At 63.2% G+C, this 13,091-nt stretch carries 11 protein-coding genes; 6 read left to right on the top strand and 5 right to left on the bottom strand.

Translation table 11 applies throughout. The annotated features are described in order from the left end of the window. Positions 1-5: 5 nt before the first annotated feature. The 3 genes from AKJ08_RS02575 to AKJ08_RS02565 all read left to right on the top strand — a co-directional run bounded on the left by AKJ08_RS02575 (position 6) and on the right by AKJ08_RS02565 (position 3,128). Positions 6-1,043, top strand: a complete 1,038-nt coding sequence (locus AKJ08_RS02575) for an NADH-quinone oxidoreductase subunit B family protein (RefSeq protein WP_050724632.1) — start codon at positions 6-8, stop codon at positions 1,041-1,043. Positions 1,044-1,108: 65 nt separating this feature from the next. Further along, entirely contained in the window at positions 1,109-2,890 is a 1,782-nt protein-coding gene (locus AKJ08_RS02570) for a nickel-dependent hydrogenase large subunit (RefSeq protein ID WP_050724631.1), read from the top strand. A 10-nt stretch (positions 2,891-2,900) separates the two neighbouring features. Continuing rightward, positions 2,901-3,128 (top strand): hypothetical protein, encoded by a 228-nt coding sequence (locus AKJ08_RS02565; protein WP_050724630.1) that lies wholly within the window; start codon positions 2,901-2,903, stop codon positions 3,126-3,128. A 276-nt stretch (positions 3,129-3,404) separates the two neighbouring features. On the opposite strand, the gene AKJ08_RS02560 is transcribed toward AKJ08_RS02565, so the two are convergent. From AKJ08_RS02560 to AKJ08_RS02545, 4 genes are all read right to left on the bottom strand, one after another. Then, the gene (locus tag AKJ08_RS02560) at positions 3,405-8,411 is read right to left on the bottom strand and encodes a LamG-like jellyroll fold domain-containing protein (RefSeq protein ID WP_082342593.1); all 5,007 of its coding nucleotides are present in this window, start codon (positions 8,409-8,411) and stop codon (positions 3,405-3,407) included. Between the two features lie 493 nt (positions 8,412-8,904). Further along, on the bottom strand, positions 8,905-9,480 hold the full coding sequence (locus AKJ08_RS02555; RefSeq protein ID WP_157370434.1) for a hypothetical protein: 576 nt from the start codon (positions 9,478-9,480) through the stop codon (positions 8,905-8,907). A gap of 19 nt (positions 9,481-9,499) precedes the next feature. Then, positions 9,500-9,994 carry a dihydrofolate reductase gene (locus AKJ08_RS02550; RefSeq protein WP_050724627.1) on the bottom strand — a complete coding sequence of 165 codons (495 nt, stop codon included), beginning with the start codon at positions 9,992-9,994 and terminating at the stop codon, positions 9,500-9,502. A gap of 28 nt (positions 9,995-10,022) precedes the next feature. Next, complete coding sequence (locus tag AKJ08_RS02545; RefSeq protein WP_050724626.1) at positions 10,023-10,817, bottom strand: thymidylate synthase; 795 nt, start codon at positions 10,815-10,817, stop codon at positions 10,023-10,025. A gap of 210 nt (positions 10,818-11,027) precedes the next feature. Between AKJ08_RS02545 and AKJ08_RS02540 the strand changes: the two genes are divergently transcribed. From AKJ08_RS02540 to rnk, 3 genes are all read left to right on the top strand, one after another. Further along, positions 11,028-11,885 carry a hypothetical protein gene (locus tag AKJ08_RS02540; protein ID WP_157370433.1) on the top strand — a complete coding sequence of 286 codons (858 nt, stop codon included), beginning with the start codon at positions 11,028-11,030 and terminating at the stop codon, positions 11,883-11,885. A gap of 57 nt (positions 11,886-11,942) precedes the next feature. Then, positions 11,943-12,152, top strand: coding sequence for a hypothetical protein (locus tag AKJ08_RS02535; RefSeq protein WP_157370432.1), 210 nt, complete (start codon positions 11,943-11,945; stop codon positions 12,150-12,152). 73 nt (positions 12,153-12,225) lie between these two features. Next, positions 12,226-12,660: a nucleoside diphosphate kinase regulator gene (gene rnk / locus AKJ08_RS02530; protein ID WP_338062178.1), complete on the top strand. Its 435-nt coding sequence runs from the start codon at positions 12,226-12,228 to the stop codon at positions 12,658-12,660. Positions 12,661-12,817: 157 nt separating this feature from the next. Here the strand turns inward: rnk and AKJ08_RS02525 are convergent, their stop codons facing one another. Further along, positions 12,818-13,054 carry a hypothetical protein gene (locus AKJ08_RS02525; RefSeq protein ID WP_050724622.1) on the bottom strand — a complete coding sequence of 79 codons (237 nt, stop codon included), beginning with the start codon at positions 13,052-13,054 and terminating at the stop codon, positions 12,818-12,820. Positions 13,055-13,091 lie beyond the last annotated feature (37 nt).

Here is a 13,091-nt window from a genome sequence, read left to right as displayed (position 1 = left end):
GTCCGATGGCCAGAAGCGGAAAAGGAGTCAGCGAGGTCCACATCCTCTGGATCTCGGAGGGCATGAGCTGCGATGGCGACACGGTCTCCATCACCGCGGCCTCGAACCCGAGCATCGAGGACGTGGTCCGCGGCCTGATCCCCGGCCTTCCGAAGGTGCACCTCCACAACAAGGTCCTCGCCTTCGAGACGGGAGAAGACTTCCTCAAGCCCTACCGGCTCGCAGCAGAGGGAAAGCTCGAGCCCTTCGTCCTCGTGATCGAGGGCTCGATCCCCAACGAGCAGATCAACGGCGAGGGGTACTGGACCTCCTTCGGCAACGATCCCAAGACCGGGCAGCCCACCACCCTGAACGAATGGATCGACCGCCTCGCGCCGCTGGCCTGGGCCGTGGTCGCCGCGGGCACCTGCGCGACGTATGGCGGAATCCACGCGATGGAGGGCAACCCCACCGGCTGCATGGGACTGGCGGACTACCTCGGCTGGGATTTCCGCGCGAGGTCCGGCCACCCCGTCGTCAACGTACCGGGCTGCCCGGTGCAGCCGGACAACTTCATGGAGACGCTGACCTGGCTCCTCTACGAGGCCGCCGGCAAGAACCCGCCGATCCCGCTGGACGACAACCTGCGGCCCACGTGGCTCTTCGGCAAGACGGTCCACGAGAGCTGCGACCGCGCCGGCTACTACGAGCAGGCCGACTTCGCCAAGGACTACAACTCGCCCAAGTGCCAGGTGAAGGTCGGCTGCTGGGGCCCGGTGGTGAACTGCAACGTCCCGAAGCGCGGCTGGATGAGCGGCATCGGCGGCTGCCCCAACGTCGGCGGCGTCTGCATCGGCTGCACCATGCCCGGCTTCCCCGACAAGTTCATGCCGTTCATGGATCAGCCTCCCGGCTCCACCCTCTCGTCCACGGCCCTCAGCGCCTACGGACGGATGATCCGGGGCCTGCGGGGCATCACGAACTCCACTCTCAACCGCGAGCCGAAGTGGCACCACAACCGGCCGAGGCTCACCACCGGTTACGAGCCCCGCTGGGGGCGCTGAAGCACGTCCGCCCGCGGAGCGGAGAAAATCAAAGCACTGGGGGCCACGCGCCAGGAGAGCACGAGATGCACACGGAAGCGACGCCGCAGAAGAAGCTCACGGAGATGGCCTGGGATCCCATCACCCGGATCATCGGCAACCTGGGCATCTACACCAAGATCGACTTCGACAATCGCCAGGTCGCCGAGTGCAAGAGCACCTCGTCGCTCTTCCGCGGCTACAGCGTGTTCATGAAGGGCAAGGATCCCCGGGATGCCCACTTCATCACGAGCCGGATCTGCGGCATCTGCGGGGACAACCACGCGACGTGCTCGGTGTATGCGCAGAACATGGCCTACGGGATCCGGACGCCCGCCCTCGGCGAGTGGATCTACAACCTCGCCGAAGCCGCCGAATACATGTTCGACCACTCGATCTTCCAGGACAACCTGGTCTTCGTCGACTTCTGCGAGAAGATGGTCGCCGAGACGAACCCCAGCCTGCTGAAGAAGGCGGAGAAGGCCGAGGCGCCCCACGGCGACATCCACGGCCACAAGACCATCGCGGACATCATGCGCTCCTTCAATCCCTTCACCGGGAAGATGTACCTGGAAGCGCTGCAGATGAGCCGGCTGACACGGGAGATGTTCTGCCTGATGGGCGGCAGGCACGTCCATCCGTCGACCTTCTATCCGGGCGGCGTCGGGACCGTCGCCACGCCGCAGGTCTTCACCGACTACCTCTCGCGCCTCGTGAAGTTCCTCGACTTCGCGAAGAAGCTCGTGACCGTCAACGACGACCTCTTCGACTTCTTCTACGAAGCGCTGCCCGGCTACGAGAAGGTCGGCCAGCGCCGGATCCTGCTGGGCTGCTGGGGCTCCTTCCAGAATCCGGATGTCTGCGATTATCGCTACGAGACCATGCCCGAGTGGGGACGTGCCATGTACGTCACCCCTGGTGTCGTGGTGGACGGCGAGCTCGTCACCACGAACTTGGTGGACATCAACCTCGGCCTTCGGATCCTGCTCGGGAACTCGTACTACGACGACTGGCAGAGCGAGACGACCTTCGTCTCCAAGGATCCCCTAGGCAACCCCGTCGATCAGCGCCATCCGTGGAACCAGACCACCATCCCCAAGCCGCAGAAGCGCAACCTCCAAGACGGCCCCTACAGCTGGGTGATGAGCCCGCGCTGGTACGACAAACGCAATGGCGCCTACCTCCCCCTCGACACCGGCGGCGGCGCGCTGGCGCGGCTCTGGACCACCGCCCTCGCGGGCCTCGTCCGCACGCCCTTCGTCCGGGCCACCGGGAACAGCGTCGTCATCAGCCTCCCGAGGTCCGCGACCCTGGGAGACATGGAGTTCGAGTGGAAGATCCCGAAGTGGTCGAACACCCTCGAGCGCGACCGCGCCCGCGCCTACTTCGTGGCCTACTCCGCCGGCATGGCCCTGTTCTTCGTGGAGAAGGCCCTCGAGCGGATCCGCTCCGGAGACGTGAAGGTCTTCCAGGAGTTCGACCTCCCCGAGGAGGGGATCGGCTGCGGCTTCCACGAGGCGGTGCGAGGCGTGCTCTCCCACCACCTGGTCATCAAAGACAAGAAGATCGCCAACTACCACCCCTACCCGCCCACGCCGTGGAACGCGAGCCCGCGGGACAGCTACGGCACGCCGGGGCCCTACGAGGACGCCGTGCAGGGCCTGCCGATCTTCGAGGAGAACGGCCCGGAGTCCTTCAAGGGCATCGACATCATGCGCACCGTCCGCAGCTTCGATCCGTGCCTGCCCTGCGGCGTGCACATGTTCACGGGGAACGGGCGGGTGATCGAGCAGATCCACTCGCCGATGCTCGGCCCGACTGGGGGCTAGGAAGGAAGCCATGGCGAACTTCAAGAACCGCGGCAACGGCCGCACGCCCCATCCGGTGGAGCCGACCCACGTGCCCGGCGTCCACATGGGCGGCCGCGTCGGCAGCATGCGCCGCGAGCCGGGGATCGACGCCCGCGGCCCCAGCGAGGCCGTCGGAACCGCGCGCCGCTCCACGGGCATCAACGCCGGCGACCGGAACCCGATCAACCCGCGGAGCCCCAACCTCTCGCCGGCGTAGGCCGAGGGAAGCTCCTGCTTTCGCCTTGACCGAAACGCCCTGGCACCGAGGCGCGGCGAAGCGGTCCCGGATCGAGCCTACCCGCTTGAGGTGCCCATCCTCTCTCGGGTGCCATCCTGAGGCTGAAGAAGCCTCCAAATCATGTCGTTCAGAACAGCCGAACACGACTCGATGTCGACGCGCAGTTCCCCAAACAATCCAGCCGCAAGGGGACCCGCGCGCCGAACATCAATCCTCAACCAACTCGCCATTCGTGCTACGTGAGTACGTCCTGGCTCAGAACTCGACGCCGAGCAAGACGTTGGCCACGCGGCTCGCGACATCACTCGGCAAATCGACCTCGAAGTGATTCAGAACCGAAGTATCGGGCGGAAGTCCGCTCTGATCAACGAACAGACTCAAGCTACCGTCCGGAGCAGGTGCGGCAAACCCGTTCACAGCCGTCCCGTCATCTATGAATTTGATCGTAATCGGAGAAGCCGCCAACTGAACTTCCCGGTCGGGCACGATCAAGACCTGCATTCTTCGGATCTTCTTCAGGTTTCCGGAAGTAGAGGGCAATATGCTCGAGGAAATCTCTTGGACGGGGAATCCCGTTCCCTCGGCAGCCGCTGGCCCAAACGCTAGGACGACACTGCCGCTGCCACGTCCGACCTCCGCTTCAACCGCCCTCTTGAACCCGTCGTTAATTTCCTGTCCCAGGTTATAGAACACCAGATGAACGTCGTCCAATTCATCAAAGTTGAATTTCTCATCGGGAAAGTCGAGCTCGACCGACCAACTCCTAGCCAATCCCGAAGCCGCAAAACTCGATGAACCATCCAAGGTGGCATTCGACGCCGGCGAAGACCACACGACCCGATCATTCGACTGCAAATGCAGTCGCCGCGTCAGCGGTCCCTCGCTCTGAACCTTCGCCTTGACCTTGAAACCAGGCGGTGGCGCTTGCATCCACTCTTCGGATTCGACGATCGGGAAACCATCCGAGTATCGATCGAGAGAGTCCTCGATTCTCACATACGAAACAGGCTCTGCGGTCAAATCGACATAAACATAGTCGCTCGAATCGGAACCGCCTGGGGCAGCATGCGTAATCAACTCGACCCCGACCTCAGAAAACATCACATGAGGATACTTAAACACTCGCTCGACGTCCTCAAGACTGAGGTCGAATTGAATTCGTGGCTTCTCTCCTCGCGCCAGACTCTGCTTGAAGTAACCCCACCGCACGGAGTCAACGTTCTTCTTAATGCTAAACACCTTATCTGCAGGACCGTCGTCCTTGATCTGCTGAATTGCGACGTCGTAATGGTCGTGCAAGCACGACAGCAGCTCCTCGAGCTGATCTCCTTCTTTGAGCCAATCCAAAAGATAATCAGTAATCATGCAGGTGCCCCTGGGAGGGCCCCCGCCCCACCAAAGAGGGAGGAACCCGCGGTCCGTAATCTTCTCGGCCGACTGCTGATACAGCCAAACACGACGGAACGCTTGATTTGACCACCAGTCCGCGTTCTGCTTCATCTCGAGCCGCCGCTGCAGCCACCAACCCGTTGAAAGTTCGGAATCCGGGAGCGAGGTCATGTTCAATCGGTCGTCAAGAACTCGAAACCGAGTCTCGGCCGTTCGATATTGTGAAATAGAGGTCTCAACACGTTTCCGCGCTTCGCGAACCAGCGCGGCCGCGGCCTCCACCGCCGCATCCGCATCCTTCATTGCCTTCGAGCGTCCATTAAGCACATCCCAAAGCTTCAGCGCTCCCGAGTAGACCGCTCCCAGCGGCCCAACGGCTCGAATGATCTCCTTCATCGGCGTGCAATCGGCCGCACAGCTCTTCATATCTGTCCACGGCTTGACGACATCAATGACGATGTTGGCACCTTCAGACACACCGGCCCAAACGGCATTGTCATAGACATTCTTTCGTGCCTGAAGAGCCTTCGAGTACGACTTGAGGCGAATATCAAGCTCGTCTTTTGCCGCAGTAATATCCTGGGCGCGGCTATTCCGCTCTTGGGACTGCTTCGCTCTCTCGTCCGCGATCGCCCTTCGCCTGTCCTCGGCACGGCCCTGCGCATCCGTGTACTGATTGTAGAGTTCAATTGTCTCCTTGAGCGCATCTACGGCTTCTTTTGCACTCTGATAGAGAGAGCTATTCGACCGCGTAAACGGGAGATAGCTGCTGCTGTATCCAAACGGGGTCGTTCCATCCTCGATCGCATCCAGCAGCGAGAGCGCTCGAACCCGTACATTCAGCACATCAATAGAAAGCTCGTCGGGCGTCTGCAGGGGCGAAGATCCGTCCCACGCGGCACGACCGAAACGCCGCCGAAACACCTTGCCACAGCTCTCGACGCTTCCATCGAGATTCTGGATGCGAAACTTCCAGTTGGCCGCCTCGAGATGCGCCGAAGCGGCGGCGACCCACGCCGCAATCGCGCGGTCCGCTCCATCGGATGCTCCATCGGTGACCCGCGCGACCGCATTCACTGCCTCTGTTGTTTTTTCGTCCTTCCTGATCTCCTCTGCCACCGTCCGCAGCGCAGCATTCAGCGAGAACGGCACCAAGTCGCTAAGGCCCTCCAACACCTCGTCGATGTCCGCGAGCTCCAGGAACGCCACCGTCTCCGAATCAAGATTCATCGAGAGATCTAGATAGGCATCTTTCAACGACCCTTCGACACCGTTGGCCCACGACAGTGCATGGATCGACTGCTGGTAATGTTCCGCTGCCTCCGGAAACTTTTTGTTCGACACGTCCAGGTCCCCTTGGACCGCGCGCCCTATTGCATTGAGGGCGTGGAACTGCTGATGGGCTTTCAGCCTGACTTGATGTGTGAGGATTAGGTGCCTCAAATAGTCATCCCATGAGCGGAGCGCGGCAATATTCGGGAGAGCTTGGTTGTTTGGGCCGTCCGTTGAAAGTTCAGGGAGGTCTTCGATCCTGCCCCCGATTTCCACGAAGTGATCCCTCCAGATGTCTCCATTTGGATCTGAATACCACGAGTCGTAGGACCAGGCGTGGTCAACTGCCTGCCCGAAGCTGTTTTCCATTCGCCAATAGAACTCGCCAATCTGAGCGGAGGCTCGTCGAAGTCCCTCGCCCATCTCGAACGGCGTCTGCCAAGTCCTCGAATCATCGAGGATGTCCTGTGTCATCTTCGATGTTCCACCAATCACGATCCTCCCGTTCCTGGCAGTATAATTATTCCAAGCCATACTGGTGAAATCTTCGATGACTTTCGCGCGCAAATACCAGAAGTCCTCAATGAATTCGCTTGGATCGAGACCGGGAACGGCCGTGGCGAGCTCCTCGGCTTTGTCCGGAATTCTGGGGGCCTGAGGCGCCCAGCTTCCGTTCATTCCCCTTCCACTGCCGTCTTCGGAGTGTGGACCTGCGAGCAGCGCCCTGAATTCCTGAACAGGGCTGACCGGTCTCACTGCCTCATTCCAGTAGTTGACCGAAAGAAGTCGACCTCCACTGCATTCGGCACGAATTTCGGCGTCGACCGTATTGTCCAACTCGGAAAAAACGGCCAGCGATGAATCATATTCGCCATTCACGAAGGTCTCGACATGCTCCCCATCGAAGACGACGCGAATCTCATGAATGTCACCGCCTGGCGTCGGGATGTCGCTCGACATCCGATTCCTCCTGATCTCCAACTCAGGAGAGCGACCGTCCAGTGCAAGCTTCAGTCGCCGGTCGGACCAGAGTTGCACTCGGCGATCTTCCTCTTCGTGCTCTGTGCTCGATGCCTTGGGCGCAAATCGAATCGCGATGGTATACGCGATGTCGTTCCTCGGGATCGGAGTGCCCGTGAAGAGGGCGCCGTCGCCCATCGAGATCGAGGTGCCGTCCGGAGCGACAGACGGAGCGATTCCCGAAGCGCCGAGGCTCGCGTTCCAGATCCTGGGGATGGCACCCAGGTCTTTGATTTGGCCATCCTTTACATCGACCGTCGATAGCGGCCTTTTTGGCACACGAACCATCTTCCAAATGCGGGGCTCGAAGACGAACCCTTTCAAGCGCTCGGTGCCGTCGCTCGCGGCGGCGATTGTGATCTCGCTCTTGTCTGAGAAGGGCCTGAACGCAACGCCCCCGTCCAGCACCCTGCTGCCATTCGCGAACAGCGCGAGTCCTTTCGCCGTATGGGTAACGGTGAGCTCTGTCCACGCGTTTTCTGGCACTGCACCGATTGACGTTTCGAACCGAGATCCGAAAGCAGTCACTCGAGCGCGCCCCTCGACAAGTTGAATCGTCAGAACAGGACTCTCGAATACCGTCGCCGCTTTCTGAAATCCAATTGGATATACCCAAAGCGAAGCAGTAAGGGCTTCTCCATCGAAGATCTTTCCTGTTTCATCGTAGATCTTCACCGACGTTTCACCGTCGAAGTAGAATCCCGACGAATGCGTCAGCGGGCCGGGAACGACCGGAGGCTTTCCGCTCGTTGTAACCGAGCGGCCCATCGTTTCCTCGATACCATCCGGTCCCGCCACGACCTCCATTGCCGGCTTGACCGCCGAAATGCTCGGGCTGAAGATCTCGACATTGCCGATCCCGCCCACAAATGGCCGTTCCTGCTTGATTGCGCGTTCTTCTGGGAAGCCATCGTGCTCGAGTGGACCAGTGCCGATGACAACCATTTGACATTCGGGGTTGGATGGCGGAGCCGGCACGGAGGAGACTTCGATCTCGTTGATGTTCAGGCTGACTGTTGACTCGTCGTGCGTCAACTCGACGCGAAGCCACTGGCCGGTCGGAATGAAATTTTCGCCGGATGTTGTCGTCCACCACTGACCGGCTGCCCAAATCGAGGCCTCGATCTTCTTGTTGACCACCGCGATCGAGTAGTTCTCACCCCGGAGAATGGGCCGTCGGCCGCTTTGGTTCGAAACGAGGACCGCGGCCCGAACGGTGAACGTCGAGGCAGTGCATATCGGGGAGATGTTCAGCAAGCCGGACCGTGGCCCATTGTATTTCCCCGCTTCACGAAATCGCGCGACAGCTGTATCGACCGGAACTGAATCTTGATAGTCGCTTGGATTGATCGCCGATGGCCACGGCTCCGCGCCGTCGAGCGCCTGTCGGAAAACCGGGGTTGCTGGAGTGCTCGCAACCACTCCTGCCAAATCCCACGTCAAGGCGAGCAGAGGAGTCGGGTCTCCGGGCAACGCGCGGCTGGTCGCACCCAGCTCGTCGTTTCGCGGATACGCGTTCGTTGACGCGGGATCTCGCCCGCAAGATGCTCCGGCGAACGCCAGCAATACCAGCGCGCGCATGGTTGACGTCAAGAATGCAGACGACCTGCGTTCCAAAACAGCCTCCTCGCTTTGAGCGATTCAGTCTTGAATCGTTTTACGTAGGGAAACTTCGAACTGAGTCTATGTTACGGAACATCCCCAGCCCACGCGTGGAACCCCCGTGGCCAGGGTGAGCTTCGCGCGTTGTGAATGATCTGTCAACAGTCGCAGGATGTGAACGCTGCGGTGCACATGAACATTCGTGCGGCAGTCCGTCGAGTTGGCTCGCGTGGGGCGCGCCAGGAGGCCCCGGGGGGATCGAACGTCTTGGAGCACCTTCGTAGAATCCGGCTCGCAAGGCCGACACTCCAGCGTGGACGCTCGGCTTGCACGCCAAGTCGGCTACCTCCACAGGCGGCGTTGCAGGAGCAGGGTCGAGCAACTCATCGAGCTGCAACCGCTCGGCGGTATTGGCCACCCGTCGGGAGGTTTTTTCGGCTCGAAATCGGGCTCGCCCGCCGAAGCGAACGGCCTAGGGATACCGGCTGCCTCGGGACCGAGAAGCTTCGGTCAGCGCGGCGACGAATGGCTCACGCACCGCCGGATCGCGGTGCTCCATCTCGAGAAGGGCCTTGGATGCGAGCGGATTCGCGCCGCCCGGATGGTCCTCCCCAGCCGGGCAGGAGAGCACCATGGGTGAACTACCGTCCCACTCTCGCGCCAACGGGAACGTCACGTCGATGGGCTGGCGGGCGCCGCCAACCAGCCCAGTCGCGTAGGTGTGCACGTCCACGAGCCCACCGGACGGAACCGCGGCGGCAGCCCGCGAACCGAAGAGCCGCAGCGCCTCGTCCGGGAGGAGCCGATAGACCCGGTGCACCAGCTCCATCTGCCTCTCGGGAAAGAGGTCGCGGCACACGAGCGCCAGGAGCAGGTGCTTCGTGGAGCAGGTGCCGCGCCACGCCTCAATCGCCCCCTCGGGCGTCCGGCACGGCGGCCGCCCGTAGGGCACGGAGGCAACTGCGTTCACCACTTGTGAGAAAGACGGCTCGGGCGGCAGGCCCGCCGCCTGGATGAAACGACCCGCCCAAGTCCACCCGCCGGTCACGGAGTCCCTCCTTGGGAGGTCACTCTCCCTTGCCCACGCGGCGCCAGGTCTCGAAGGTCGTCGCGTAGGCGTTCTTCTCGTCGGCGGGGATCTCCTCGCGGGCGACGAGCTCCCAGCCTTCCGGGTCGAAGTGGAAGAAGGCGTCGCCCTCGAAGCTGCCGTGTACGCGGGTGAGGAGGAGCTCGTCGCAGAGGCGCAGCGCTTCGGCGTAGAGCTGCGCGCCGCCGATCACCATCACCTCGGGCGCCTTGGCGACCTCGGAGAGCTCGAGAGCCTCGTCGATGGTCCGGGCGCCCACGCAGCCCTCCGGCGTGCCGCCACTGGTGACCACCACGTTCAGCCGCCCGGGGAGGGGTCGCCCGATGGACTCGTGGGTCCGGCGGCCCATGAGGACGGGCTTGCCCAGGGTGAGCCTCTTGAAACGCGCGAGATCCGCGGGGAGGCGCCAGGGGAGCTCGCCACTCCTGCCGATCACGCCGTTGTCGGACGCGGCCACGATGGCGGTCAGCTTCATTCTCTCCTCCGGCGGTCGACGCGAAGGCCTACACCGCGATAGGCGCCATGATCGACGGATGGCTCTGGTAGCCCTCGAGGCGGATGTGCTCGTACCGGAAGTCGTCGATGGCCTTCACGGACGGGTCGAGGTGCAGCGTGGGCAGCGGCAGCGGCTCGCGGGCGAGTTGCTGGTCCACCTGCTCGAGGTGGTTCAGGTAGATGTGCGCGTCACCGAAGGTGTGGACGAACTCGCCCACGCCGAGGCCGCAGACCTGCGCCACCATGTGGGTGAGGAGCGCGTACGACGCGATGTTGAACGGGACGCCCAGGAAGAGATCCGCGCTGCGCTGATAGAGCTGGCAGGAGAGCTTCCCGTCCGCCACGTAGAACTGGAAGAGCACGTGGCAGGGCTCCAGCGCCATCTTCGACAGCTCGCCCACGTTCCACGCGTTCACGAGGAGGCGCCGCGAGTACGGCCGCGTGCGGATCTCCTCGATCACCTTGGCGAGCTGATCCACGTGGCCGCCGTCCGGCGTGGGCCACGAGCGCCACTGGACCCCGTAGACTGGCCCCAGCTCGCCCTCCGGCGAGGCCCACTCGTCCCAGATGCCGATGCCGTGCTCCTTCAGGTAGGCGATGTTGCCCTCCCCGCGCAGGAACCAGAGCAGCTCGTGCACCACGCCCTTCCAGAAGAGCTTCTTCGTGGTCACCGCCGGAAAGCCCGCGCCGAGGTCGAAGCGGAGCTGGTGCCCGAAGATGCTCTTCGTGCCGGTGCCCGTTCGATCCGGGCGCTCGACACCTTCGCTGCGCACGAGCCGGAGGAGGTCCAAGTAGGCCTTCATCCCCCCTCTAGTACCTGACTATGCGCCGCCGCGCAGCACGATCGAGCGGGCCGGCCCATCCGCACCAAATGCCCGGGCATTGCCGGCCGCTCACCGCGGCCCGGGATTCGCTCCAGCGCCCGCCATCGATGTCGGACCCATCGGGTATGACCGAGGAGGCTCATTCCAGGGGGAACCAATGGGAAAACAGCGCTCGACCGGACGCCAACGGTGGCACCCTCTTTCGACCATGAGGGCATGGTGCTCCTCTTTCGAAACCGCCCGTCCCTCGCGGCGGAGCTCGCCAAACTCACGCTCGACCTGGCCATACCGGTCGGCGATGCACGCGTGGAGGAGGCCGATCTCACCCAGGTCACGCCCACCGAGCGCCGCGCCGACCTCGTCGTCGCCCATGGCTCGGAGCTGCGCATCGTGGTGGAGGTGCAGCTCCAGAAGAATCCCCGAAAGCGGTTCACGTGGCCCGAGTACGTCACCACGCTCCGCTCGAGAACCGAATGTTCGGTGCTCCTCCTCGTGGTCACTCCTCTGCGAGAGGTCGCAGCGTGGGCCCAGGAGCCGATCCGGCTCGGACCACCCGACTTCATGTTTCGGCCAGTCGTTGTCGGCCCAGACTCGATCGTGGCCATCGCGAAAGACGGCCCCATCCGCGACGTCCCCGAGCTCGCCGTCCTCACGGCCATCGCCCAGGCCGAGTGCGGAGGCGGCGCCGAAGGCTCCCTGACAGCGCTGGCTACCTTGGGTTCCCTCGATCCCGAGCGGTCGACGATCTATGCTGATCTCATCCTGCGCGTCCTCGGGGAGGCGGGCCGAAAGGCGCTGGAGGAACTGATGTCCACCGGAAACTACGACTACCAGAGCGAATTCGCGCGCAAATACATCGCGCTCGGCGAGGCGCGAGGCGAAGCGCGCGGCCGCGCCGCAGCCATTCTGAAGGTCTTCTTGGTCCGTGGCCTTGCGGTTTCGGCAGAGCAACGCGCCCGAATCCTTAGCAACGGCGATCCATCGACACTCGAGTCTTGGCTCGATCGTGCATTCGAAGTGGACGCGGTCGACCAGCTCTTCAAATGACCTGAGCCTCGAGGCGCTCGCCACGGGCGAGCGGTCCTAACGTCCGTGGCAAACTACGTGTACCAGAGCGAATTCGCGCGCAAGTACATCGCGCTCGGCGAGGCGCGAGGTCTCGCCGATGGCGTCATCTCCGTTCTCGCGGTCCGAGGCCTGACCATCTCCGCCGAGCAGCGCGACCGGCTTTTCGGCAATGACGACCCCCTGCTAGCCGGGCGCTGGCTCGATCGCGCAGCCGAAGTGGATTCCGCCGACCAGCTCTTCGATTAGCGCGATCGGGTGGCGCGGCAAGTACCTGCATCGACTGGCCTTTGTCGGCAAATGCCTTGACGCCGCGGGGCTGGTGACCGACCATCGGACCATGCCTACCGAGCGCAAGATCTACGTCACCACCCACGACATGAAGCGCCTCCTGGCCCTCCTCGAGGGCACCGCTTCGGTACGAAACGCGGAGGCCGCGGAGGCGCTCGAGTCCGAGCTGGCCAGCGCCGTGGTCGTGGCGCCGGACAAGATCCCGGACAACGTCGTGACCATGAACTCCCGCGTCCGCTTCCAGGACGAGGAGACGGGTCAGGAGCGCGAGATCACGCTCGTCTACCCGAAGGACGCGGATCCGCAGCAGGGGAAGATCTCGATCCTCGCGCCGGTCGGCGCGGCCCTCATCGGCCTCTCGGTGGGCCAGTCCGTGGACTGGCCGCTGCCTGGTGGCCGCCTGAAGCGCCTGAAGATCGTGGAAGTCCTCTTCCAGCCGGAGGCCGCGGGCCAGCCCGACCTATAGTGCCTGGTACGGGGTTCACCCCGAATTTCCGGCCGCAGACGAGTCCGTCCCGATCGACCGAGGTCTCGGTCGCGATGCCGGCTCGCCGAAACGATCGAGGGCGGGCGCGCGGCGCGAACCGCAGGCCCACCCTCGCGATCGACGCCACCCAAGTGCCTCAGTCGCGCTCCGCGCGGATCGCCTCCCTCAGGGCCAGCGCCATGCGGCGCACGGCGTAGCCCTCGAAGTCGTCGACAGGATCCAGCGTCGCGGGAAAGACCTCGAGGACGCTCGACAGATACGCGAGCGCGTCGTCGAGGCCCACGCTCTCGCCGGACCTGCGCGCTTGATCGAGCCGTTCACACAGGTTGAACGACCCGTGAACGAGGTTCTGCCAGCGATCGTCCCGCCGCATTCGGCCACCCCGCAAGGCGCACCCGACGGGCGGGTGC

The sequence above is a fragment of the Vulgatibacter incomptus genome (assembly GCF_001263175.1).
GTDB lineage: Bacteria > Myxococcota > Myxococcia > Myxococcales > Vulgatibacteraceae > Vulgatibacter > Vulgatibacter incomptus.
The sequence above is the reverse complement of the archived record's forward strand: the minus strand, read 5'-3'. Positions and strand labels throughout refer to the sequence as shown.

Coding starts and splice junctions, on each gene's coding strand:
- AKJ08_RS02575 (WP_050724632.1), top strand. CDS start 6: ATGGCCAGAAGCGGAAAAGGAGTCAGCGAGGTCCACATCCTCTGGATC.
- AKJ08_RS02550 (WP_050724627.1), bottom strand. CDS start 9,994: ATGAAGCTGACCGCCATCGTGGCCGCGTCCGACAACGGCGTGATCGGC.
- AKJ08_RS02525 (WP_050724622.1), bottom strand. CDS start 13,054: ATGCGGCGGGACGATCGCTGGCAGAACCTCGTTCACGGGTCGTTCAAC.
- AKJ08_RS02565 (WP_050724630.1), top strand. CDS start 2,901: ATGGCGAACTTCAAGAACCGCGGCAACGGCCGCACGCCCCATCCGGTG.
- AKJ08_RS02560 (WP_082342593.1), bottom strand. CDS start 8,411: ATGCGCGCGCTGGTATTGCTGGCGTTCGCCGGAGCATCTTGCGGGCGA.
- AKJ08_RS02545 (WP_050724626.1), bottom strand. CDS start 10,817: ATGAAGGCCTACTTGGACCTCCTCCGGCTCGTGCGCAGCGAAGGTGTC.
- AKJ08_RS02570 (WP_050724631.1), top strand. CDS start 1,109: ATGCACACGGAAGCGACGCCGCAGAAGAAGCTCACGGAGATGGCCTGG.